21 protein-coding genes are annotated in these 21,956 nt (G+C 64.7%); 8 read left to right on the top strand and 13 right to left on the bottom strand.

The window, feature by feature from the left end:
- The first annotated feature begins 25 nt into the window (after positions 1 to 25).
- The 4 genes from IVB45_RS33660 to IVB45_RS33645 are packed head-to-tail and all read left to right on the top strand — an operon-like array spanning position 26 to position 3,828.
- Entirely contained in the window at positions 26 to 985 is a 960-nt protein-coding gene (locus tag IVB45_RS33660) for an ABC transporter permease (protein ID WP_007597394.1), read from the top strand.
- Entirely contained in the window at positions 951 to 1,868 is a 918-nt protein-coding gene (locus IVB45_RS33655) for an ABC transporter permease (RefSeq protein WP_007615333.1), read from the top strand. The genes IVB45_RS33660 and IVB45_RS33655 overlap by 35 nt, the downstream gene beginning before the upstream one ends.
- Complete coding sequence (locus IVB45_RS33650) at positions 1,868 to 2,863, top strand: ABC transporter ATP-binding protein (RefSeq protein WP_007615332.1); 996 nt, start codon at positions 1,868 to 1,870, stop codon at positions 2,861 to 2,863. Before IVB45_RS33655 ends, IVB45_RS33650 begins: the two co-directional genes overlap by 1 nt.
- A complete protein-coding gene (locus IVB45_RS33645) occupies positions 2,860 to 3,828 on the top strand; it encodes a dipeptide ABC transporter ATP-binding protein (protein WP_247357779.1) in 969 nt (322 codons plus the stop codon). Before IVB45_RS33650 ends, IVB45_RS33645 begins: the two co-directional genes overlap by 4 nt.
- 24 nt (positions 3,829 to 3,852) lie before the next feature.
- Here the strand turns inward: IVB45_RS33645 and IVB45_RS33640 are convergent, their stop codons facing one another.
- The 3 genes from IVB45_RS33640 to IVB45_RS33630 all read right to left on the bottom strand — a co-directional run bounded on the left by IVB45_RS33640 (position 3,853) and on the right by IVB45_RS33630 (position 6,862).
- Positions 3,853 to 4,500: an HAD family phosphatase gene (locus IVB45_RS33640; protein ID WP_247357780.1), complete on the bottom strand. Its 648-nt coding sequence runs from the start codon at positions 4,498 to 4,500 to the stop codon at positions 3,853 to 3,855.
- A gap of 66 nt (positions 4,501 to 4,566) precedes the next feature.
- Positions 4,567 to 6,471: a sensor domain-containing diguanylate cyclase gene (locus IVB45_RS33635; RefSeq protein WP_247357781.1), complete on the bottom strand. Its 1,905-nt coding sequence runs from the start codon at positions 6,469 to 6,471 to the stop codon at positions 4,567 to 4,569.
- 169 nt (positions 6,472 to 6,640) lie between these two features.
- Positions 6,641 to 6,862: a dodecin gene (locus tag IVB45_RS33630; RefSeq protein ID WP_018453224.1), complete on the bottom strand. Its 222-nt coding sequence runs from the start codon at positions 6,860 to 6,862 to the stop codon at positions 6,641 to 6,643.
- A 297-nt stretch (positions 6,863 to 7,159) separates the two neighbouring features.
- Between IVB45_RS33630 and IVB45_RS33625 the strand changes: the two genes are divergently transcribed.
- Positions 7,160 to 8,161 carry a glycoside hydrolase family 16 protein gene (locus IVB45_RS33625; protein ID WP_247357782.1) on the top strand — a complete coding sequence of 334 codons (1,002 nt, stop codon included), beginning with the start codon at positions 7,160 to 7,162 and terminating at the stop codon, positions 8,159 to 8,161.
- Positions 8,162 to 8,235: 74 nt separating this feature from the next.
- On the opposite strand, the gene IVB45_RS33620 is transcribed toward IVB45_RS33625, so the two are convergent.
- The 8 genes from IVB45_RS33620 to IVB45_RS33585 all read right to left on the bottom strand — a co-directional run bounded on the left by IVB45_RS33620 (position 8,236) and on the right by IVB45_RS33585 (position 16,996).
- On the bottom strand, positions 8,236 to 8,793 hold the full coding sequence (locus tag IVB45_RS33620; protein ID WP_247357783.1) for an HNH endonuclease: 558 nt from the start codon (positions 8,791 to 8,793) through the stop codon (positions 8,236 to 8,238).
- Between the two features lie 213 nt (positions 8,794 to 9,006).
- Positions 9,007 to 9,984, bottom strand: coding sequence for a peptidyl-alpha-hydroxyglycine alpha-amidating lyase family protein (locus IVB45_RS33615; protein WP_247357784.1), 978 nt, complete (start codon positions 9,982 to 9,984; stop codon positions 9,007 to 9,009).
- A 135-nt stretch (positions 9,985 to 10,119) separates the two neighbouring features.
- Positions 10,120 to 11,895: an NAD(P)/FAD-dependent oxidoreductase gene (locus tag IVB45_RS33610; RefSeq protein ID WP_247357785.1), complete on the bottom strand. Its 1,776-nt coding sequence runs from the start codon at positions 11,893 to 11,895 to the stop codon at positions 10,120 to 10,122.
- Between the two features lie 236 nt (positions 11,896 to 12,131).
- Positions 12,132 to 12,761 carry a general stress protein gene (locus tag IVB45_RS33605; protein WP_027565632.1) on the bottom strand — a complete coding sequence of 210 codons (630 nt, stop codon included), beginning with the start codon at positions 12,759 to 12,761 and terminating at the stop codon, positions 12,132 to 12,134.
- A gap of 12 nt (positions 12,762 to 12,773) precedes the next feature.
- On the bottom strand, positions 12,774 to 13,094 hold the full coding sequence (locus IVB45_RS33600; protein ID WP_027565631.1) for a PepSY domain-containing protein: 321 nt from the start codon (positions 13,092 to 13,094) through the stop codon (positions 12,774 to 12,776).
- Positions 13,095 to 13,272: 178 nt separating this feature from the next.
- Positions 13,273 to 14,781, bottom strand: a complete 1,509-nt coding sequence (locus IVB45_RS33595) for an acyl-CoA synthetase (protein WP_247357786.1) — start codon at positions 14,779 to 14,781, stop codon at positions 13,273 to 13,275.
- Positions 14,782 to 14,803: 22 nt separating this feature from the next.
- Complete coding sequence (locus IVB45_RS33590) at positions 14,804 to 15,988, bottom strand: ABC transporter substrate-binding protein (RefSeq protein WP_247357787.1); 1,185 nt, start codon at positions 15,986 to 15,988, stop codon at positions 14,804 to 14,806.
- A gap of 33 nt (positions 15,989 to 16,021) precedes the next feature.
- Positions 16,022 to 16,996, bottom strand: a complete 975-nt coding sequence (locus tag IVB45_RS33585) for a nitronate monooxygenase family protein (RefSeq protein WP_247357788.1) — start codon at positions 16,994 to 16,996, stop codon at positions 16,022 to 16,024.
- Between the two features lie 176 nt (positions 16,997 to 17,172).
- Between IVB45_RS33585 and IVB45_RS33580 the strand changes: the two genes are divergently transcribed.
- Positions 17,173 to 18,060: a LysR family transcriptional regulator gene (locus tag IVB45_RS33580; RefSeq protein WP_027565627.1), complete on the top strand. Its 888-nt coding sequence runs from the start codon at positions 17,173 to 17,175 to the stop codon at positions 18,058 to 18,060.
- On the opposite strand, the gene IVB45_RS33575 is transcribed toward IVB45_RS33580, so the two are convergent.
- A complete protein-coding gene (locus IVB45_RS33575) occupies positions 18,057 to 18,710 on the bottom strand; it encodes a DNA-3-methyladenine glycosylase (RefSeq protein WP_027565626.1) in 654 nt (217 codons plus the stop codon). The two genes, IVB45_RS33580 and IVB45_RS33575, sit on opposite strands and share 4 nt — an antisense overlap.
- A 112-nt stretch (positions 18,711 to 18,822) precedes the next feature.
- Here IVB45_RS33575 and gluQRS point away from each other — a divergent pair, with 112 nt between their 5' ends.
- Positions 18,823 to 19,695, top strand: coding sequence for a tRNA glutamyl-Q(34) synthetase GluQRS (gluQRS, locus tag IVB45_RS33570; protein WP_247357789.1), 873 nt, complete (start codon positions 18,823 to 18,825; stop codon positions 19,693 to 19,695).
- Between the two features lie 104 nt (positions 19,696 to 19,799).
- Complete coding sequence (locus IVB45_RS33565; protein WP_247357790.1) at positions 19,800 to 21,113, top strand: ATP-binding protein; 1,314 nt, start codon at positions 19,800 to 19,802, stop codon at positions 21,111 to 21,113.
- On the opposite strand, the gene IVB45_RS33560 is transcribed toward IVB45_RS33565, so the two are convergent.
- Positions 21,040 to 21,933 carry a YihY/virulence factor BrkB family protein gene (locus IVB45_RS33560; protein WP_027565623.1) on the bottom strand — a complete coding sequence of 298 codons (894 nt, stop codon included), beginning with the start codon at positions 21,931 to 21,933 and terminating at the stop codon, positions 21,040 to 21,042. The genes IVB45_RS33565 and IVB45_RS33560 overlap by 74 nt on opposite strands.
- Positions 21,934 to 21,956 lie beyond the last annotated feature (23 nt).

Here is a 21,956-nt window from a genome sequence, read left to right as displayed (position 1 = left end):
CGCACGCCTAGAGCGGTCCTTCTTCATGAGCCAGTATGTCCTGCGTCGCCTCCTGATCGCGATTCCGAGCCTGCTCGGAATCTCGCTGGTGCTGTTCGTCGTGCTCGCACTCGCCCCGGGCGATCCCTTCTCGGAGCTGGCGACCAATCCGAACGTGCCGCCCGAAGTCGCTCTCGCGCTTCGGGCGAAGTTCGGCCTCGACGATCCGATCTACCTTCGTTACCTGCATTGGCTCAACGCCATGCTGCACGGCGACTGGGGTTTCTCCTTCGTCAGCCGGATGAACGTCGACACGCTCATTCTCCAGCGACTGCCCACAACGCTCTACGTGATCGGCTCGGCGCAGATTCTGGCGCTCCTGATCGCGATCCCGGTCGGGGTCTATGCCGCGACGAAACCTTATTCGCTGTTCGACCAGGTCGCCAACACGCTCGCCTTTGTCGGCTTCTCGCTGCCGACCTTCTTCACCGGCATCCTGTTCATCCTGATCTTCTCGGTCACGCTGGACTGGCTGCCTTTCGTCTACACGACCGACATCAAGGGCACTGGTATTCACTGGGTGCTGGAGATGATCCGTCAGGCGATCATGCCGGTGGCGGTGCTCGGCCTGTTCCAGGCTGCGTCGATGACACGTTTCGTGCGCTCGGCGATGCTCGACGTCATCCGGCTCGACTACGTCACCACCGCGCGCGCCAAGGGCATCGGCCAGCGGCGGGTGATCATCAAGCACGTGATGCGCAACGCGATGATCCCGGTCGTCACGCTGATTGCGTTGCAAATCCCGGCGGTGTTCGGCGGCGCGATCGTCACCGAGCAGATTTTCCGCATCCCCGGCATCGGCTCGCTGCTGATCTCCTCCATCCTTTCCAACGACACGCCGGTGGTGATGGCCGTCACCTTCGTCTTTGCGTGCCTGGTCGTGCTGTTCAATCTCATCGCGGACGTTCTTTATGGCTGGCTTGACCCTCGCATCTCCCTCCGCTGAGCGGCGCGTCTACTCGCCCTGGCGCGAGACGTGGCGGCGCTATAGCCGGCACAAGCTTGCCGTGGTCAGTGCGTTCCTGCTCCTCGTTCTGATCCTGGCGGTGGTGGTCGGCCCCTTCGTCTGGCGGGTCAAGATCGACGACATCGATATCGTGGCGGGCATGCAGGGGCCGTCGCTGGCCCATCCCTTTGGCACCGACGATCTCGGGCAGGATATCCTCGCCCGCATGATCTATGGCGGGCGCATCTCGCTCGCGGTCGGTCTCGCCGCGATGCTGGTCTCGGTCTTTGTCGGCGTGTTGATCGGCGCGCTCGCTGGCATGTCGCGCGGCGCGCTCGGTCATGGGCTGATGTGGCTCACCGATCTCTTTCTGTCGCTGCCGCAATTGCCCCTGCTGCTGCTGCTGATCTATCTCTTCCGCGACGGGCTGAAGGCCGCTTTCGGCCCCGAGGGCGGCATTTTCATCCTGATCGTGCTCGTGATCGGTGGCTTGCGCTGGATGCCCGTCGCCCGGCTCGTTCGGGCGCAGTTCCTGTCGATCCGCGAGAAGGAATTCGTCGAAGCCGCGCGCGCGCTCGGGGCAAGCCCGGTGCGGCAGGTAGTGCGCCATATCCTGCCTAATGCGCTGGGTCCGGTGATCATCGCCGGCACCATCGACGTGGCCGCCGCCATCATCGCGGAATCGACGCTGTCCTTCCTCGGCCTCGGCTTCCCTCCGGATACCCCGACCTGGGGCCGGCTGCTCTATGATGCCAAGGACTTTCTCGACATCGGCCCGCACTGGGCGCTGTTTCCGGGCGGCGCGATCTTCATCGCGGTGGTCGCCATCAACTTCATCGGCGATGGCCTGCGTGACGCGCTCGATGCGCGGCGGGTGATCTGATGGCGCCGCTGCTCGAGATCAAGGGACTGAAAACCCACTTCTCCACCGACGACGGCATCCTCCAGGCCGTCGACGGTGTCGACATCTCCATCAATCGCGGCGAGACGCTCTGCGTCGTCGGCGAATCCGGCTGCGGCAAGACCGTCACCGCGATGTCGATCCTGAAGCTGATCGCGATGCCGCCGGGCCGCATCGCGGCGGGCGAGATCATCTTCGAAGGCCGCGATCTCGTGCCGCTGACGAGCAGTCAGCTCGACGAGATCCGCGCCAAGGAGATCGGCTTCATCTTCCAGGAGCCGATGACCTCGCTCAATCCGGTGCTGACCATCGGCGAGCAGATCGCCGAAAGCCTGCGCCGCCATGAGAACGTCACCAGGAAACAGGCGCTCGAGCGCACCATCGAGATGCTCAAGCTGGTGCAGATTCCCAATGCCGAAGGCCGGGTGCACAACTATCCGCATCAGTTCTCCGGCGGCATGCGCCAGCGCGTGATGATCGCGATGGCGCTCGCCTGCAAGCCGAAGCTGATCATCGCCGACGAGCCCACCACGGCCCTCGACGTCACCATTCAGGCGCAGATCCTCGACCTGCTCCAGGACATGAAGGAACGTTTCGGCATGGCGGTGATGCTGATCACCCATGCCATGGGCGTCGTCGCCGAGACCGCGCAGCGCGTCGTCGTGATGTATGCCGGCAAGGTGGTGGAGGAGGCGTCTGTCGACGAGCTCTTCGGCAATCCCGGCCATCCCTATACCCAGGGACTGATCCGCTCGATCCCGCGCATCGATCTCGCCAGCGAGCACAAGGTGCGGCTGGAGGCGATCGGCGGCTCGGTGCCGATCCTGATCAATCCGCCGGTCGGCTGCCGCTTCGCGCCGCGCTGCCGCCACGCCATGAGCGTCTGCACCGAGAGGGAGCCGTTGCTGCGCGAGATCGCGCCCGGCCACCGCATGGCCTGTCATCTGGGAGATACGCAGTTGGGAGGCGCAGCATGACCGAGCCCTTGCTCCGCGTCAGCGGCCTGAAGAAACATTTCCCCGTGCATGGCGGCCTGTTGTCGCGTCAGGTCGGCAGCGTTTATGCGGTCGACGGGGTCTCGTTCTCGGTCAATCGCGGCGAGACGCTCGGCCTCGTCGGCGAATCCGGCTGCGGGAAGTCGACGACGGGACGCTGCGTGCTGCGCCTGATCGAGCCGACCGACGGCGAGGTCGTGTTCGACGGCCAGGATGTCGGCCAGCTCGGCGGCACCGATTTGCGCGCGATGCGGCGGAACATGCAGCTCGTGTTCCAGGATCCGTTCGCCTCCCTCAATCCGCGCATGACGGTCGGCGCCATCCTCGGCGAGGCGCTCGTCATCCACAAGCTCGGCTCATCGGCCAAGGAGCGCGAGGATCGCGTTGCGAGCCTGCTGGTGAAGGTCGGTCTCAAGGCCGAGCACATGCGCCGCTATCCGCATGAGTTTTCCGGCGGCCAGCGCCAGCGCATCGTGATCGCGCGCGCGCTCGCGGTCGAGCCGAAACTGATCGTCTGCGACGAACCGGTGTCCGCGCTCGATGTCTCGATCCAGGCGCAAGTCATCAACTTGCTGGAAGATCTCCAGGCTGAATTGAACCTCACCTATCTCTTCGTCGCGCACGATTTGTCGGTGGTCGAGCACATCTCCGACCGCGTCGCGGTGATGTATCTTGGTCGTATCGTCGAGCTCGCCAAGGCCAGCGACCTCTACCGCAATCCGCAGCATCCCTACACGAGGGCGCTGTTGTCAGCGGTGCCGGTGCCCGATCCCAAGCTCAAGCGCGAGCGCATCCGCCTCAAGGGCGACGTTCCGAGCCCGATGAAGCCGCCGTCGGGGTGCCACTTCCACACCCGCTGTCCTATCGCCCAGCCGCGTTGCGCGGAAAGCGCACCGGAGCTGAAGGAGGGAGCGGGCGGGCACTTTGTGGCGTGCCATCTCGCCTGACGCCGGGAAAAGCGGAGCGCGCATTCAAGCGTGAAGCAGGCCGTGCTCCGACAGGGCCTGCTTGAAAGCCTCAACCGAGGTGTGGTGATGCGCGAACAGGCCCGCCTCTCGCGCGCCGGCGACATTGGCCATGAGATCGTCGACGAACAGGACGCTCTCCGGTTTGACGTCGAGCTCCGACAGACAGAGGCGGAAGCAGCGCGGGTCCGGCTTCGCCGTCTTGAACCGGGCCGAGGCGTAGATTCGCTTGCCGAACAGCGGCGGCAATTCCGGCAGCAGCGCAGCGACATGGTCGGCGACCAGCGTGGTGTTGTTGGTCAGGACGGCAATGTCGACGGTTTGACGCAAGCTGCCGGCAATCTCCAGCATCGCATGATCGGCCTGCATTGAACGGCGTCGCGCCTCGATCCACTCGTCCAGTGACAGCGGATAGCCGATGCGCTCGCCGAAACCCCGCAAATAGTCCGCGGCGTCGAGAGTGCCGGAATCGCCGAACAGCTCGAAGCCGCTGTCCCAGATCGCCTTGTGGACGGATTCGTTCGTGGTCCCCGCAAGCTTCGCCAGCCATACGACACGCTTTGCCCTGTCGTAGTCGCAGAGGACATTGTCCATGTCGAAGAGGACAAGTTTGATTCCACCAGTCACAGCGGCACTCTCGGATTGGCCGAACATCCGGCCGTGATCCAAGTCATAACGCGCTGGGACGCAGGCGACAAATCCGGCGCAACGGTCGATCCGTCACGCGCTCCTGGCGGGCCAGGGAACGACCTGTCCCGACATCACAAGCCGGTCACGGCCGTTGTCCTTGGCGGCGTAGAGCGCGCGGTCGGCGGCGGCGACCAGCGTGCTGCAGTCCGCCGTGGTTTGGGATGGAAGACTCGTCGCGCCGCCAACGCTTGCGGTCACCAGGCGGGAGGGGGGACTTTGCGCATGCAGCATGGCGAGATCGTGCAGCGCCTTGCGAATCCCATCGCCGACCTCGGCGCAGCCCTCGGGACCGGTGTTCGGCAACAGCACGGCGAATTCTTCGCCACCGTAGCGTGCCGCGAGGTCGGCCGGGCGCTTGGTGTGGGCTGACAGGATCCGGCCCAGCGCGCGCAGGCATCCGTCGCCCGCCAGATGGCCGTAATGATCGTTGAACTTCTTGAAATGATCGACATCGATCAGCAGGAGCGAGAGCTGCGTGCCGTCGCGCCTGGCGCGCGCCCATTCGTCCGCGAGACGCTCGTCGAATGTGCGCCGGTTGGCGAGGCCGGTAAGGCCGTCGGTCGTTGCGAGTGAGGCGAGCTTGTCCTGAAGATCCTTCTGCTCCGTCATGTCGCGCACCACCGCGACGACGCCGTCGATCTCGCCGCTGTCCGACGCCAGGGTCACGTGCAACGCCGCCTCCGCCCAGATCTCGCCCTTGTCGCGGTGACGCTGGCGATAGACGAACCGCGCCTCCTCGGCCTCGCCATTCCTCAGCGCGGCGATAGCCTGCTCGACCCGCTCCATGTCGTCGGCGTGAATGCCGGCCAGGGCCGAGGTGGACAGCAGTTCGTCGGACGACCAGCCCGTGATGCGTACGCACGAGGGGGAAACGTAGAGCAGCCGGTTGTCCAGCCCGATCCGGGTCACCATGTCGCTGGATTGCTCGGCTAACAGACGGAAGTTTGCTTCGTTGACGACGAGGGCCTGGGCCATGCGCTGCCGCTGTACGAGCTGACGGACCAGGTAGAAGCCGATCACCGCGATCAGCAGCACGAGGCCGAGGACGAAGGTGGTGCGCGCTGCCGCGGCTTGCCGCCAGGGCGCCAGCACGTCGTCCCGCGACTTGCTCGCCAGCACCATCAGGGGATAGCGGCTGCTGCGTTGGTAGTAGCTAAGCCGCTGGACCCCATCGAGCGGCGACTTGAAATAGTAGACTGCTGCGGCGGGACGACTTTCCCATCCCTTGAACAAGGGCGCGTTGGACAGGTCGCGTCCGACAAAGGCGCCGCTGTCGTCGCGGCTGCGCGCCAGCATGATACCGCTATCGTTGAGCAGCGACGTCGAGCCGTTCGGACCGATGTCAAACCGCTCGTAGAACTTGACGAAATAGCTGACGTCGATCGTGAGCAGGGCAACGCCGGCGAAGCCGCCGTCGGCATCGTTGATCCGGCGGGACGCGGTGACGACCCATTGGCCGCCGGCTCGACTCTTCACGGGCGCTCCGATCAACGTGCCCATCTCGGGCGAGTCGCGATGACGCTGGAAGTATCCGCGGTCGCTGTTGTTGAGCTTGGAGAAGTCGAGCCGCTCGGTCGTGGCAAGCCACTGCCCGGTCGCGTCATAAACGAAGATGCCGCGGATGCGGTCTGACGATTTCCGTGTCGGCAGATAGGCCTGAAGCTTGGTAATCGTGTCCGGACCCGTGCCGTCGATTTCGAGCCGATGGACCAGCCCGACGAGGATCGTATCAACGAGTTCGAAGGTGTCGTCCGCGTGCTGGATCAGCGAATGCGCCAGATTGGCGACGTCGATCTCGGCGTTCTTGAGATCTGCATCGCGTGTTTCCCATTCACGCCAGGCGCTCAAGCCGAGGATGGCGAAGCAGGTCAAGATGACGAAACCCGCTGCCCAGAGCGGAAGGCGAGTCTTTCCGAGTTCGCGACCCGTGGTCATCAGGCTTGCTCCATTTCGGCGCAAACCTCTCACTTTGGCCTTAACGGCCTGTTGCAACATCCGCGCGGATTGTGCGCTTCCGGTTGGAACAATCCTCGGCAATGGACGGAGCTATTGTCGAGCTAACCAGGCTGGCGTCGGGCGTCGGCTTCGCCCGGCGTTTTCTGCCTTACTCATCCAGCGTGAAGCCGACCCGCAGCGTCACCTGGTAGTGGCGCACGGCACCATTCTCGATATGGCCGCGCGTTTGCACAACCTCGAACCATTTCATCTCGCGAACGGTCTTTGCGGCCCGGCTGACCGCGTTCTTGATCGCATCCTCGATCGAAGTCTCGGACGATCCGACCAGTTCCAGGATCTTGTAGACGTGATCCGTCTCGCTTGTGGCCATCACTATTCTCCCCTTGTGCTGTGGCGGGGCCGGATATGTCTGTCGCGGACAACTGGCGTCCGCGCGACATCCGGCCTCGACTCTGAACGGATGCCGGCGCTTCGAGTTCCGTCCCCGAGGGAGACCCGCCGGTCGCCTGCCGCGCGCGGTGCTCCATTTTTTATAAGTGCACGAAAATCCGGATGGCGTGGGCGGGTGGCGCTCCCGAATTGGCGCGCGGTCGCGGGCCCGCTCTTGCCCGTCCCGATATGGGCGAGCTAACTTCCGCCCTTCCTCTGGCATCTTCGAAGAGCGGTGATGATCGCGCGTTGGACGAGGGGCGCTCTTGCTGCGATCGGTCTCTGCGTAGTGCCTGCGCCGGCCATCGCGCAGGACGATCTCGACGGTGCCCCGGTGAGCATGTCGCTGCAGGTCACGACCGATCCCTCCACCATCGAGTGCCGTCGGCTGGAGGAGGTCAATCCGGCCTCGCTGGTCTTCTTGCCGCTACGCCGGACCTTCAATGAGGATTTTGACGAGCATCCGCTGGCGAACGGACGCTGGGTGCCGCATTACGCTGGCGGTGCGGCCTGGCCGGAGGCGCGCTATTGGGGCGGCGACGGCTCCGAGTTCAAGCGCAAGACCAGCGCCAATGGCGAGCAACAGATCTATGTCGATCCGCGCTACGCCGGGCGCGCGGCGGCGCCGCTCGGGCTCGATCCCTTCAAGGTCAAGGACGGCGTGCTGTCGATCGTCGCCAGCCGCACGCCGCCGGGCTTGAAGCCGGTGCTGTTCGACAACGAGTACATCTCCGGGATACTGACGACCCAGGGCACGTTCGCGCAGAAGCACGGCTATTTCGAGATCCGCGCCAAGGTGCCGGTCGGACATGCGGTATGGCCGGCGTTCTGGATGCTGGCGGATGACGGCGGCTGGCCGCCGGAGGTCGACGTGCTGGAAGGCCGCGGCGAAAAGCCGGGTGATCTCGTGATGACGACGCATTGGCGGATTCCCTCGACCCAGAAGATCCAGTCCTGCGGCTTCGACTTCGCGGTCGGCGACGCGTCGAGCGCATTCCACACTTACGGCGTGCTGTGGGAGGAGGATCGCCTGGTCTATTTCATCGATCGCAGGCCGGTGTCCGACATCAAGGTGCCGATCGGTTTCGACGATCCCATGTACATGATCGTCAATCTCGCGATCGGATCGAGATTCTTTCTCGGCGTCGGTCCGGTCGACGCGGAGTCGCCGCCTACCGTCGCATTCGAGATCGACCGGATTTCTGTCTATCAGATCGATCTGGAGCAGGCGCGCAGATAGCGAAGCTCGCTGATCTCTCCCGGCGTTGAGCGGCGCGAGTCAACGATGGACTGCCGAGGGCCTGCACGCCGACGCTACGGATCCAGCTCCGTATCCCAGTAGAGATAATCCAGCCAGCTGTCGTGCAGATAGTTCGGTGGGAACAGCCGGCCGTTACGGTGGAGCTGGTGCACGGTCGGCGCGAACGCGTGCTGGCGTGGAAACATCCTGGCCTGCACCGGCGTCAGATTGCCCTTGCGCAGATTGCAGGGCGAGCACGCCGCAACCACATTCTCCCAGGTGGTCTGGCCGCCTTTGCTGCGCGGGATGATGTGGTCGAAGGTGAGGTCTTCGGGCGAGCCGCAATATTGGCAGGCGAAACGATCGCGCAGGAAGACGTTGAATCGGGTGAAGGCAGGGTGGGTGGTCGGCTTGACGAAGGATTTGAGCGAGACCACGCTCGGTAGCTGCATTTGCAGCGTGGGGCTATGGACCGCCTGATCGTAATGCGCGACGATGTTGACGCGGTCGAGGAATACCGCCTTGATCGCGTCCTGCCACGACCACAAAGACAGTGGGTAGTAACTCAGCGGCCGGAAGTCCGCATTCAGCACCAACACCGGCCAATGGCCTTGCGAGACATGTGCGTTCAAGTAACGCTCCTGGCCTCCAATGTACGCTGCGAAGCAGCACGTAACTGACATACTACATGCAGCGTGACGGGATTGTGAAGCCCGTTGAGCGACTTATTCCGGCGCAAGCAACGCGGCCGGGGGGTGGCAAAGCGCGAAAAACGCCGTGATTCCAGGTCCGAGGCCGCGGAGGCAGCGTCGTCCTGACAGCGCGATGTGGATGTGCCGAGGCAGCTACTCCCGCACCCGCTCCAGCTTCTGCAAACATCGCGTCGCGCGCACCGCGGCCGGCATCTCCTCATCCGGAAAGCTGGTCTTCCAGTCGGTGACGCCGACCTCGCCGACATAGATGTCGCCCCTGGAATCCAGTGCAACGCCGTGCGGTGCCAGGAATTTTCCGCTCGCAACGCCCGGGCCTGCCTCGCCGCCGAGCCGCGCGATGCGGTTGCCCTTGGCGTCCACGATCGACAACCGCGGGCCGAGATTGGGTACCTTGCGGTTGACCGCCAGGCCAGGGCCGAGTTCCCCGATAACGAAGGTCGGGCTCTTAGCCCCACCGCAAAGGCATAGCGCACAAGGGCGGTGCAGATTGTTCCACTGCGTCTCGTACTTGCCGTTGCCGTCGAACACCTGAACGCGATGGTTCTCGCGGTCGGCGACATAGACAAAGCCGTCCGCATCGGTGGCGATGTTGTGCACGATGTTGAACTGGCCGGGGTCGGTGCCGGGCTCGCCCCAGCTTGTCATCAGCTTGCCGCCGGGCGTGAACTTGTGCACGCGCGCATTGCCATAGCCGTCGGAGACGTAGATTTCGCCCTTCGGCGACAGCGCGGTGTGGGTACAGCGGTGAAAGGGATCGCCGCTCATGAACGGCGACGGTTTCTCGGGAATGCCGATCGTCAGCAGCACCTTGCCGTCTGTGCTGCACTTGCGCACGGTGTGGTCGCCGTCATCGGTGCAATAGAGATTGTCGTCGGCATCGATGTGCAGGCCATGGGCGCGCGAGAACAGGCCTTCGCCCCAACTGCGCAAGAAATTGCCCTCGCGGTCCAGCACCACCATCGGATGGGCCCCGCGGTTGAAGACGTAGACGCGGTCCTTGCTGTCGACGGCGACCGAAGCGACGTCGGTGAGCTGCCATCCGTCCGGCAGCTTTGCGAAATTTTCAACGACGCGGTAGCGGTGCTCGCCGGTGCCGAGAATGGCTGGCATGGGTGTTCTCCTCTTATTGGTGTCGGCGATGCGCGATCGTTTCCACACTGTCATTGCGAGCGCAGCGAAGCAATCCAGACTGTGTCCGCGGAAAGACACTGGATTGCTTCGCTGCGCTCGCAATGACGAGGAGGCTCAAATTGCGCCCGCCTCACGCCCCAAAATCCCTTCCTCGATCGCCTTGATCTGGAGCGCGAGATATTTCGAGTTGATCCGGCATTGCGCGAGGCTGCCGGCGATGAACCAGAGGCCGGGCTGCCTGGTGCGTGCATACATGTTGCGCAGCTCGAGGCCGTCGCCAAAGCCCCAGATAGGGCCGACCCGGTCGACGACGCCGTCGCCGAACAGTTTCCGCACCAGATATTCCTGCGTCTTGTAGCCGGTCGAGAGCACGATCAGATCGGCGGCAATAGTCGCGCCGTCCTTCATCCGGGCGCCCTCGGCGACGAAGCTCTCGATCTCGGAAAACTGCCTGAGCTTGATCGCGCCTTCGACGATGAGGTTGGAGCAGCCGACGTTGAAATAATAGCCGCCCCCACGGGTGAGATATTTGAACTGCCAGCCGGTGCCGGCCTCGCCGAAATCGAGCTTGAAGCCGACGCGCCGCAAGCCGTCGAGCAGCTCCTTGTCGAGCTGCTTCGACTGCTCCGTCAGCATCACATGGGTCTTCTTCGCAATCGGTGTCGGCATCGAGGTCGCGATCAGATCGTTGTCCTCGAGCGTGCCCTCATTGTAGGTCGCATAAGCGAGTTGGGCCGACGGCTCGATATTGGTGACGAGCGTAGGTGAACGCTGCACCAGCGTCACTTCGGCGCCGCTGGAGTGAAGATCCTGCGCGATGTCGTGACCGCTGTTGCCGGTGCCGATGACGATGGCGCGCTTGCCGGTCCAGTGTTCGCCGTCCTCGTAGCGGCTCGAATGCAGCAGCGTGCCCTTGAAGTTGTCGAGTGTCGGGATGAAAGGCACATTGGCGATGCCGCTGACACCGGTTGCCATCACCACATGGCGCGGGTGCATGGTCCGTTTGCCACCGTCAGCACGTCGCAACGTGACGGTCCAATTGCCCTTGGCATCGTCATAGGCGCCCCCTTCGAATTCGGTGTCGGTCCAGAAGTTGAGCTCCATCGCCTCGACATAAGCTTCGAACCAGTTGGCGAGCTTGTCCTTGGGAATATAGGTCGGCCAGCTCGGAGGAAACGGCATGTAGGGCAAATGATTGACCTGCACCTGGTTGTGCAGGGTCAGCGCGTGGTAGCGCTTGCGCCAATTGTCCCCGATCCGTGCCTCGCGATCGACGATCAGGCTGTCGATCTTCAACTGCTTCAGCCGCGCCGCAATCGCGAGTCCGGCCTGGCCGCCGCCGACCACCAGCACGGTAGGATCGCGAGCGGCGTAGTCGCGCGAGGCGTTGCGCAGGTCGAGCCAGTTCGGTCCACGGAAGTCGCGCGAATAGGCCTGGCCGCGCGGCCGCGAGGTGCCGAGCTGCTCCTCGAAGCCCTTGAGCTCGTCGAGCGCGGTAAGGAGCGTCCACGCTTTCAGGCGGTCGCCGTCGGCGGCGTCGGGCACAAGCCTGACGATGCCGCTGCCGCGTCCCAATGCGGTTTCGAAATTGAAGATCGCCTCGATCGTGTTGGTCCCGGCACGCGTGACCCAGCGCGGCGGCGCCCGGTTCGGCGCGATCTTGAAGCTGCCCGGCGCGACCCGTGCGGCGAGCGTTGTCAGCTCCCGCTTGATCGAATCGCCGCCGGCGATCGTTTGCAGGTTCCAGCTGAGTGCCAGCGCGTCGCGCCAATAGCTGTCGGCGAGGAAAAGACGATCCAGCCCAGCGCCATCGGGTGCGCCAAGCGTGCGCTCAAATTCGTCGAGCCAGGCCTGCGCGGATGCGGCAATATCCTTGGTCCTGTCCAGCATGCGCGACCTCGTGCCGTCTTCGCGGCGTTTCCTCTAGGGTCGAAAGCTATACTGGAAGGAGGGGTATCGAAAGCGCTTTACCCGAGCAGCGAAAGCATGTGGCCCTGCTCAGGCGGAATACGCCGGTGAGCGCTGCGAGATGCCCGCCGCACGCTCGCGGAACGAGAGAGGTGTATGACGAAAAAGGCTCCACCTGAGTGGAGCCTCCTCGTGCTGTCGTTTTGGTTCGCGGATCCTTATCTGCCCCGCATCCCATTGCCGTACAACTCGCGCTCACGGCCGACATCGTCAGGCGACAGCGGCGGGCTTGCGGCATCGAAGCCGTTCCAGCCGGATTTTTGCCAGGCGGTGCTCCGTTCCTGCAGGTTCACGGCCTTTTCGTGCAGAAGAGCATCGAGCCGTGAGCGGTCCTGGTCGGGGACCCGCGCCGATACCAGCGTTCCGCCACGACGGACGCCCTCCGCGTAGCGCGACGCATCGTCCTTGGAGACGCCGGCTTCGGTCAGCGCGCCGACGATGCCGCCCGTCGCGGCGCCGGCCGCGGCACCAACTGCGGTCGAAGCCAGCCATCCGGCGGCAACCACCGGTCCGAGTCCCGGAATGGCCAGCAAGCCGAGTCCTGCAAGCAGGCCCGCCGCGCTTCCGAGGCCCGCGCCGATGCCGGCACCCGTGCCGGCGCCTTCGGCGCGATCGTCGACGCCGTCGCGATCGCGGTCGACCTTGCCGGTGGATGAGCCGTACCAATTATCGGAATTGTTCGCGACGATGCTGATGTCGGAGTGCGGCACGCCCGCGGCCTCCAGGCGGCTGACCGCACGTTCCGCATCCGAATAGGTGTCATAGAGTCGAGAAATGGTGGTGGTCATGTTTTATCCTCCTTACTTGGCGGGGTTCACGTTGCCTTGGAAATCGACGCTCACGTCCGCCTTGGTCCCGGCCTTGTCGGCCTTGCCGCGCCAGACGCCGTTGTCGTCCTTTTGCAGGCCGGAAACATTGGAATAGCCCGCGCCCTCGATCTTCGACTTCGCCTGGCCCTCGGTGAAGCTGTTGCGGCCTGCGACCGGTGCGTTGGAGTTGTTGTGATCAGAGCTGTTGACCGCATTGTTGCCCGGGCCGCTTTGTGCCTTTTGCGACTGCGCGCTTACGGGTACCGATCCGAGCAGCAGGAGAGCCGCAGCGAGCGAAATTAGACGTGACATAGTTTATCCTCCGGCAGTGATTGTGCCGGTCGACAACAGACGAGATTCGAATTGGTTGCTCTTCCATTTTGCGACGGAAGCGCGCGTCTTCAAATTGCTCGATATTGAAGAGGCCCAGGAACGATTGCCACTCGTTCCCGTTTATACGGTCTCGCACTCTCGGACGCGTCGGCTGTTTTCACGTCGCCCAATAGGGCTCCCGCAGCTTGCGCTTGAAAATCTTTCCCGTTGCCTCGCGCGGCAGCGCGTCGCGGAATTCGACGTCCTTCGGCACCTTGAAATTGGCAAGCCGCTCGCGCAGGAACGATCGGACAGCGTCGGCCGAGAGCCCGGCATCCGATTCAGGCTCGACAAAGGCGCACAGCTGTTCGCCGAATTCCGCGTCGGGTATGCCGAACACGGCACAGTCGCGCACGCCGGGCATTCCGATCAGCGCGTTCTCGATCTCGGCGGGATAGATGTTGACGCCGCCGGAGATCACCATGTCGCGCTTGCGGTCGCACAGGAACAGATAGCCGTCCTCGTCGAGGTAACCGACGTCGCCGACGCTGACGAGGCCGTCGCGGCCGGCCTCGGCCCTTGCCTGCGTCCTGCCGTGATAGTCGAAATCGGGCACTGCCGTCTGGCGCATGTAGATTTCGCCGACTTCGTTGGCACCGCACGGGCTGCCGTCATCGCGGAAGATCCTGACGATGCCGCCTTCGATGGCGCGGCCGACCGTGCCGGGCTTTTTCAAGGCTTCCTCGGCCGAGTGCCAGACCGGGATCCCGGTCTCCGTGGAACCGAAATATTCGTTGATGACGGGTCCCCACCAGTTGATCATGGCGCGCTTGACGTCTGGCGGGCAGGGCGCGGCGCCGTGCACGACGAAACGCAGCGACGACAGGTCGTAACGCTGCCTGACCGCTTCGGGCAACCGCAGCAGCCGGACGAACATGGTCGGTACCATGTGAATGTGCGTGACGCGGTGGCGCTCGATCAGCGCCAGCAGCTCCTCGGCATCGAACCGCGCCTGGAGGATGATGGTGCAAGCGCTGCGGAACGCCAACATGCCGTAGGAATGCGGCGCCGAGTGATACATCGGCCCGTTGATCAGCACGATTTGGTCTTCCTGCGGCTTGATGCCATAGGCGATCCCGCCCACGCGTTCGGAGGCGGCCGCCTGTTCGGGCTGCATCGGCATGCGCCGCACGCCCTTCGGCATGCCCGTGGTGCCCGATGTATAGATCATCGCTGCGGCCCGCCGCGGCGGCTCCTGCGCTTGCGGATGGTCGTCGCGCCAGCGGTCCCAATCGGTCAGTCCCACAGGGATCTCGGTCAGCTCCCGAGGGATCGAGAAGGTCGCCGCGAGTTCGGGCGGCGTCGCGACGACCAGGAGAAGGACATCCGCCGGTATGCCGTCGCGGATCTGCGGCAGCAAATCGGCATGACAGACGAGGATCTTCGCCCCGCTGTCGGCTAGGATGTAACGGACCTCCTCGGCTTTCAGATGCCAGTTGATCGGCACCACCGGACTGCCCAGCGCGGCGGAAGCGGCAACCACCTCGAACAGGGCGAAATCGTTGCGCAGCATCATCGCGACCGGCGCTGCCTCCGCAAGCCCCAGGGCACGGAAGCCGCTCATCGCCCGCTTGATCCGGGCCCGGATGTCGTCATAGCTGATCTGGCGTTCGCCGCTGATGATCATGGCGTCTCCTCATTCCGCTCGTCTAGCGATCATCCAGCACGTCGCCGAAGCCGACCCAGCTCTTGCCGTTGAAACGCCGGAGCTGAAGCTGCTGGAACGGCAGATAGTCGTCGGGGCCGGTCGCAACAGTCATTCCCGGCAGCAGCAGCGGCAGCTTCACATCCTTCAACGAGGCCGCCTGGCGCATGATGTTGTCGCGGCTGACATCGTCCTTGCACGCCTTCAGCACGGTCATCAGCAGCGTGGCATAGTGGTAGCCTGCGGCGTAGTTGGAGTTGGAGAGGTCCGCGGTCGGCATGTAGCGCTTCATGAAGGCGAAATATTGCTTCACGCCGGGATCGTCGGCCCATTGCGGGTCCATCGTGTCCTTTTGGTTGCTGGACGAGATCAGGCCGACCGCGTTGTCGAGCCCTGCCGGTTCCAGGAAAGAGATCGACGACGCCGAGGTCGGCACGAAGAACAGCTCCGGCTTCCAGCCGATCTCGGCCACGCCCTTGACCATCTGCGAGGTGAACTTGCCGAGCACGACGCCGAACAGCACGTTGGCGCCGGAGGCCTTCAAGGTCGAGAGCTGCGAGCTGATCGTCGGCGCGCTGGTCTCGTAGCTTGCTTCCGCGACGATCATGCCGGCCGCCTTGGTCCCGAGCGCTCGCTTGAACCCCGCGACATAGTCGCGGCCGAAATCATCGTTCTGCGACAGGATCGCGATCTTGGCGTCGGGCTTGGCCTGCAAAATGTATTTGGCATAGACCACGCCCTCGGATTCGTAGGCCGCCATGCCCGGCATGGTCCACGGGTTCTTCTGCGGATCGGCCCATTTGGTGGCGCCGGAGAGCACGAACAGCTGCGGCACTTTCTTGGCGTTGAGATAGCGCTGCACGGCGCTGTTGGTGGCGGTGCCGAGCGAACCGAACATCATCAGCACCTCCTCTTGCTCCACCAGCTTGCGGGTCTGCTCAACGGTCTTTGGCGGCGAATAGGCGTCGTCCAGCGTGATGAACTTGACCTTGCGGCCGTTGATGCCGCCTTCGGCATTGACCTTCTCGAAGAACGCTTCCTGCGTCCGTCCGATCGCGCCGAAGCCAGAGGCCGGACCGCTGTAGGGCAGGGTCTGCCCGATGCGAATCTCGTCGCTGCCTTCGGCATGGGCACTGCCGCCGGCGAGCGTCAGCAACGACATGCCGATCAGTGCGGCTGCCAGCTTCATGGTGTCCTCCCGTTTTATTGTCGTTCCGAGTCGTCAGGCGCTGGCGCGCATCAGGAAATCCTGTCGGGCCTGGTCGAATTCCCGTTTTATCCGGTCGACGAGCTCGGCGACCGGCGGCGCGTCTGTGATCTGGCCGATACCCTGGCCCGAGCCCCAGATGTCGCGCCACGCCTTGGATTTCATGTTGCCGCCGGAGCCGAAGTTCATCTTCGTCTTGTCCGCGGCCGGAAGGTTGTCCGGATCGAGCCCGGCCGCGGCGATCGAAGGACCGAGATAGTTGCCGTGCACGCCGGTGAAGAGGTTGGTGTAGACGATGTCGTGGGCGGCGTGCTGCGTCAGGGCGGATTTGTAGGCTTCGTCAGCATTGGCTTCCTTCGTCGCGATGAAGCGCGTGCCCATATAAGCGAGGTCGGCGCCCAGCGTCAGCGCGGAGGCGATTGCGAAGCCATCGCTGATTGCGCCCGACAGCAGGATCGCGCCGTCGAACCATTGCTTGACCTCACGTACCAGCGCGAAAGGCGAGAGCGTTCCTGCATGTCCTCCAGCGCCGGCGCAGACCAGGATCAGCCCGTCGACGCCTTGCTCGGCCGCCTTGCGCGCGTGCTTGACGTTGATGACGTCGTGGAACACGAGGCCGCCGTAGGAATGCGCGGCCTCGACGAGCTCGGCGGGCGGTCGCAGCGAGGTGATGATGATGGGCGCCCTGTGCTTCACACAGGTCTCCATGTCCTTCATCAGCCGGTCGTTGGAGGCGTGGCAGATCTGGTTGACGGCGTAGGGTGCGACCTTCTTGCCGGGATTGAGCGATTTGTATTCGCCGAGTTCGTCCTCGATGCGGCTCAACCACTCGTCGAGCTTTTCCACCGGACGGGCATTGAGCGCCGGAAACGAGCCGACGATGCCGGCCTTGCATTGGGCGATCACCAGCTCAGGGCCCGAGACGAGGAAGAGCGGCGAGCCGACCACGGGCAGCTCGAGCGAATCCTTCAAGAGAGCGGGCAGCGCCATGATGTCCTCCCGGAAAACGCAGCCCGCCGGCGGGCGGATGACGTGGCGTTTCCCTTTGATCGTCGCGGGCGAGTTGCCGCCCATGTTTCACTTCACGCCATTATAGGGGTTGGAGTGCGGCCTCCCATCGTTCAATATTGAACGGATGACTATTCAGATTTGAACAGAGGCCGCTCATGGACTGGGACCTTTGCAAGACCTTCGTCGCGGTCGCCGATACCGGCAGCTTCACCGGCGCGGCACGCCGGCTGCACAGCAGCCATCCCACCGTCAGCCGCAAGATCGCGGCGCTGGAAGCCCAGCTCGGTACCAGGCTGGTGGCGCGCGCCGCCGACGGCCTGGCGCTGACCGCGGAGGGACGGACGCTGCGCGAGCACGCCGAGGTGATGGCGGCGGCCGCGCTGCGGGCGGAGACGGCAGTCTCGGCCGGAGGGCACAAGGCGCGCGGGACCGTCAAGCTGTCGATCGGCGCGACGCTGGCCTCACATTGGCTGATGCCGTGCCTGCCTGCGTTCCTGCGCGCGCATGATCACGTCCAGCTCGAGGTCATCACCCATCCGTTTCCGGCCAGCGTACGCCGGCGCGAGGCGGACGTGGTGCTGCGGCCTTTCGACAGCGGCGAGGAAAATCTGGTCGGCCGCAAGGTCGGCCGTCTCGGCACCGGATTCTACGCCTCGCGCGAGTACGCCGGCGGGCGGTCCCTGCCGGAACGGCGCGGCGAGTGGAAGGGGCACAGCGTCATCGGTTTCGCCGATCAGGCCTCCAATGCCCAGCTTGCGCGCTGGAGCGACGTCGTCACGCGTCAGGCCAGGGTGGTGATGCGCTGCTCGTCGCAGGGCGACATGCTGGCGGCGGTCCGCGCCGGACTCGGAATCTCCGCCCTGTCGTGCTTCGTCGCCGAAAGCTATCCCGATCTCGTGCGTGTCGCGCCCCAGAAGCTCGCCAGCATCGCGGACCTGTGGCTGCTCGCCCATCCCGACCTCGTCGAACTGCCGGCGGTGCGGGCCGTCATCGACTTCGTCGCCGATTGCGCCCGGACCGATCGCGTTAGGCTGCGGGGCTAAGCTGATCCCGCGATGACGCCTTCGCGTTTTTTTACCGCGCGATAATAGCTCCACCACAGATGCGCCGCCGCGCCGCGCAGGGGGCGCCAGGGTTCGGCGAGCGGCGCCATCTGCTTCTCCGTCGGCCGCGCCTGCAAGCCGAGCCCGATGCGGATGCCTTCCTGCACCGCGAGGTCGCCGGCCGGCCAAGCGTCGCCATGGCCCAGGCAGAACAGCAGATAGACGTCTGCGGTCCACGGCCCGATGCCGGGCAGTGCGATCAGCGTGTGGTGCGCGGCATCGGCGTCTTCTTCTGCGAGCACGTCGAGGTTCAGCCGCTGTGCGGTGATCTCGCGCGCGAGATGTTTCAGCGTCTTGATCTTGGCGGCGGACAGGCCGAGCCGCCCCAGCCGGTCAGTGCGGGCGCGGCGGACCGCCTCGTGGTCGAACGGATCGAACGCAGCCGACAGCCGTCCCCAGATCGCCGCGGCGCTCGCGGTCGAGAGCTGTTGCCCGCAGACGATGTGGGCAAGCCCCGCAAAGCCAGGCTCGCGCCGCCGCAACGCCGGCATGCCGGCAGTCGCCAGCACCGGCTTCAGGCGCGGGTCGCGCTTGACCAGCGCATAGACGGCCTCTTCGAGATCGGATTGGGTTTCGAGGTGGATGGTCATCGCTTGCTGAACTCGTTGTGCGCGGACTTGACCCGCGCATCCATCTCCTATCGTAACAGAGTGTTGGAAGATGGATGATCGGGTAAGCCCGGCCATGACGAGATTTGTGCATATGTCGCCACCCGTTTTCCGATTTGCCCCCAGTCCGAACGGTTTTCTGCACCTCGGCCACGCCTATTCAGCGCTGTTGAATTCCGACCGCGCGCGCGAGACCGGTGGGCGGCTCTTGCTGCGGATCGAGGACATCGACGCGACGCGTTGCCGGCCGGAATATGAGACAGCGATCTACGAAGACCTCGCCTGGCTCGGTGTCGCCTGGGAGACGCCGGTGCGGCGGCAGTCGGAGCATTTCGACGCGTATCGCGCGGCACTGGACAGGCTCTCGGCGCTCGGCCTGGTCTATCCCGCCTTCGAAAGCCGCGCCGAGATCACAAGGCTGGTTGCGGCGCGTGAAGCAGATGGGCCGTGGCCGCGCGATCCCGACGGCGCGCCGTTCTATCCCGGCGACGCCAGATCGCTGTCCGCCGACGAGCGCGACCGCCTCATCGACACCGGTGCGCCTTATGCGCTTCGGCTCGACATGGCGGCTGCCTGCCGCCGCGCCGCCGGCCTGAGCTGGAACGAACTAGGCGAGGGGCCCGATGGTGAGCGTGGTGTCGTTCCGGCGCGGCCAGAAGCCTGGGGCGATGTCATTGTGGCCCGCAAGGAGACGCCGACCAGTTACCATCTGTCCGTCGTTGTCGACGATGCGCTCCAGGACATCAGCGAGATCGTGCGGGGCCAAGACCTGTTCCACGCCACTTCGGTCCACCGTTTGCTCCAGGTTCTGCTCCGCCTGCCGGAACCCGTCTACCGCCACCATGGGCTAGTTCGCGACCAGGGTGGCCGGAAACTGTCGAAATCAACCAACTCGACCGGCCTTCGTGAGCTGCGCGCTGCCGGCGCCACGCCGGCCGGTATCCGCCAGTTGGTGGGATTAGATTAAGTTTCTCTGGGGGTTAGCCAAACGCCGCCGTGACTCCGGGTGTTCCGCCGTGCCATGCTCACCTGACGGCCCGGGGTTCGAAGGGGATACTTCGAAGGGGAGTTATGGCGGCGAAAACGCGCGCAGCGCGCACTACGGGGACGTCCAAGCGAGTGGCTCGGAAGCGCTCCGGGCCGACTGCCCGGTTGCGCAAGCGCAGCACCAAGCGGGTGGAGCCGGACGTCGTCCAGGCCGCGCTTGCCGCCTTTGCCCATGAGGTCCGCACCCCCCTGACCGGCATTCTCGCGATCAGCGACCTGCTCGCGACTTCGGATCTCGGGGAACGGGAAAGACGCTGGGCCGACACGATCAAGGCCGGGGCCGAGCATCTGGCGAACCTTGCCACCCTGTTCGTCGATGCCGCCCGAAGTGGCAAGGGGACCGGGAAGACGGTCGGGGGTGGAAGCTCGCTGCGGCAGGATTTGTTCGACCTGCGGACGCTCGCTCGCAACGCTGGCGATTCGCTGGCCGGTCGCGCCGCGGCCAAGGGCCTCCAGGCCGAGGTCAATATCTCGGAGAAGCTGCCCGGGCTGGTGGTCGGTGATCCCGTGCGCCTGCGCGCCGCGCTCGAGAACCTGATCGACAATGCCGTGAAGTTCACCGAGCACGGCGGCGTGGCGCTCACGGTCGCGCCTTGGCGTTCCGCCAAGAGCAAGAGCAACAGCAAGGGCAGCACCAAGAGCAAAGGCCAAGCAAAGAGCAAAGGCAGGGTCGGAATCGCCTTCGCGGTGTCCGACAGCGGCATTGGCCTCACCATGGCCGAGATCAAGCGGCTGTTCCGGCCGTTTACCCAGGCCAATGTGACCATTGCCTCGCGCTTCGGCGGCGCCGGCCTGGGCCTGTCGTCGGTGAAGCAACTGGCGCGCGCGATGGGCGGCGACATCACGGTCGCCCCTCGGCTCGGCGGCGGCGCCACCTTCACGTTGACGGTGTCGGTGGATGCCACGGGATCGGGCAAGTCCCGCAAGTCGAAGGGTGAAGCCGAGATGGATGCGGTCCCGGCGCTGCGCTTGCTCAGCGTCGAGGACAATCCGTTCGGCCGCGTCGTGCTCAACACCATCCTGACCGAGCTTGGCCATCATGCCGAGTTCATCGGGCGCGGCGAGGATGCGGTGAACCGGCTCGCGCAGGGCGCCTTCGACGCGGTGCTGATGGATATGGTGCTGCCGGGCATCAATGGCGTCGAGGCGATCAGGCGGATCCGCACCATGGCGACGCCGCTGGCTCAGATCCCCATCATCGGGGTGTCCGGCCGCGGCGAAGACGAAGTCGCCTCACGCGAGGCCGGCGCCGACGCCTTTCTGGTCAAGCCTGTGTCTCCGCGGGCGCTAGCGACTGCGCTGCTTGCAGCGACACGCCGTGAGGAAGCCGCGACTTGATGATCGCGGCGTTGAGCTCGCCGCCGAAAACGAAGATCGCCGCGATGAAGTACAGGAACACCAGCGCGATGATCACCGAGGCGAGCCCCGCATACATCGTCACGTAATTGTTGGCGAAGCGCGCCAGATACTGCCCGAACACGATGCCCGAGATCAGCGACGCCACGATGGTGAAGACGATGCCGGGCAGGATCTGCAGGAACCGGCGCCGTCCCGCCGGCAACCAAGTATGCAGGATGATCAGCGCCACGACCAGCGCGCCGACGGTGATGCCGTAGCGCAGCCAGGTGAGGATCCTCTCGTTGGACTCGACGAACAGCGGAATGTGGGCGCGCGCGGCCTCGATGAGGAGCGGCCCGAGCACGATCAGGAATGCCATGGCGAGCGCGGTGATGGCCGCAATCAGCGTGTAGGCAATCGATTCCAGCCGTAGCCAGTACCAGGGCCGCATCTCCACGACCGCATAGGCGCGGTTCAGTGCGACCCGCAGCGCCTCGACGCCGTTGGAGGCGAAGTAGACCGACAGCACCGCGCCGATGGTGAATAGGCCGGTGCGGGTCGTGGTCAGCACGTCGTGGACTTCCCCCGAGATCGAATCCGCGACCTGCTTGGGCCAGACCTGGAGCATCAGGCTTGCGGCCTGGTCCGCGAGTTCCTTGGAGCCGAAGAAGCCGGCGAGCGAGGTCAGCACGATAAGGAACGGGAACAGCGCCATCAGTGTCGACAGTGCAATGTGGCTCGCGATCGCCCAGCCATCGTCGGCCAGGAACGTGTAGAACGCGTCCATCGCGACGACGTAGATGGCACGGATTGCCTTCACGCACCACCTGCACTGCTGTTGTC

Source organism: Bradyrhizobium sp. 4, from assembly GCF_023100905.1.
In the GTDB taxonomy this organism is placed as follows: domain Bacteria; phylum Pseudomonadota; class Alphaproteobacteria; order Rhizobiales; family Xanthobacteraceae; genus Bradyrhizobium.
Note: the sequence above shows the minus strand (reverse complement) of the source record. Positions and strands in the feature narration are given on the sequence as shown.

Excerpts from the sequence above, each read along its gene's own strand:
- IVB45_RS33640 (WP_247357780.1), bottom strand. The coding sequence starts at position 4,500 with ATGTTCGGCCAATCCGAGAGTGCCGCTGTGACTGGTGGAATCAAACTT.
- IVB45_RS33565 (WP_247357790.1), top strand. The coding sequence starts at position 19,800 with ATGGCGGCGAAAACGCGCGCAGCGCGCACTACGGGGACGTCCAAGCGA.
- IVB45_RS33660 (WP_007597394.1), top strand. The coding sequence starts at position 26 with ATGAGCCAGTATGTCCTGCGTCGCCTCCTGATCGCGATTCCGAGCCTG.
- IVB45_RS33655 (WP_007615333.1), top strand. The coding sequence starts at position 951 with ATGGCTGGCTTGACCCTCGCATCTCCCTCCGCTGAGCGGCGCGTCTAC.
- IVB45_RS33580 (WP_027565627.1), top strand. The coding sequence starts at position 17,173 with ATGGACTGGGACCTTTGCAAGACCTTCGTCGCGGTCGCCGATACCGGC.
- IVB45_RS33645 (WP_247357779.1), top strand. The coding sequence starts at position 2,860 with ATGACCGAGCCCTTGCTCCGCGTCAGCGGCCTGAAGAAACATTTCCCC.
- IVB45_RS33605 (WP_027565632.1), bottom strand. The coding sequence starts at position 12,761 with ATGACCACCACCATTTCTCGACTCTATGACACCTATTCGGATGCGGAA.
- gluQRS (WP_247357789.1), top strand. The coding sequence starts at position 18,823 with ATGTCGCCACCCGTTTTCCGATTTGCCCCCAGTCCGAACGGTTTTCTG.
- IVB45_RS33650 (WP_007615332.1), top strand. The coding sequence starts at position 1,868 with ATGGCGCCGCTGCTCGAGATCAAGGGACTGAAAACCCACTTCTCCACC.
- IVB45_RS33600 (WP_027565631.1), bottom strand. The coding sequence starts at position 13,094 with ATGTCACGTCTAATTTCGCTCGCTGCGGCTCTCCTGCTGCTCGGATCG.
- IVB45_RS33585 (WP_247357788.1), bottom strand. The coding sequence starts at position 16,996 with ATGGCGCTGCCCGCTCTCTTGAAGGATTCGCTCGAGCTGCCCGTGGTC.
- IVB45_RS33630 (WP_018453224.1), bottom strand. The coding sequence starts at position 6,862 with ATGGCCACAAGCGAGACGGATCACGTCTACAAGATCCTGGAACTGGTC.
- IVB45_RS33590 (WP_247357787.1), bottom strand. The coding sequence starts at position 15,988 with ATGAAGCTGGCAGCCGCACTGATCGGCATGTCGTTGCTGACGCTCGCC.
- IVB45_RS33625 (WP_247357782.1), top strand. The coding sequence starts at position 7,160 with ATGATCGCGCGTTGGACGAGGGGCGCTCTTGCTGCGATCGGTCTCTGC.
- IVB45_RS33615 (WP_247357784.1), bottom strand. The coding sequence starts at position 9,984 with ATGCCAGCCATTCTCGGCACCGGCGAGCACCGCTACCGCGTCGTTGAA.
- IVB45_RS33635 (WP_247357781.1), bottom strand. The coding sequence starts at position 6,471 with ATGACCACGGGTCGCGAACTCGGAAAGACTCGCCTTCCGCTCTGGGCA.
- IVB45_RS33575 (WP_027565626.1), bottom strand. The coding sequence starts at position 18,710 with ATGACCATCCACCTCGAAACCCAATCCGATCTCGAAGAGGCCGTCTAT.
- IVB45_RS33595 (WP_247357786.1), bottom strand. The coding sequence starts at position 14,781 with ATGATCATCAGCGGCGAACGCCAGATCAGCTATGACGACATCCGGGCC.
- IVB45_RS33610 (WP_247357785.1), bottom strand. The coding sequence starts at position 11,895 with ATGCTGGACAGGACCAAGGATATTGCCGCATCCGCGCAGGCCTGGCTC.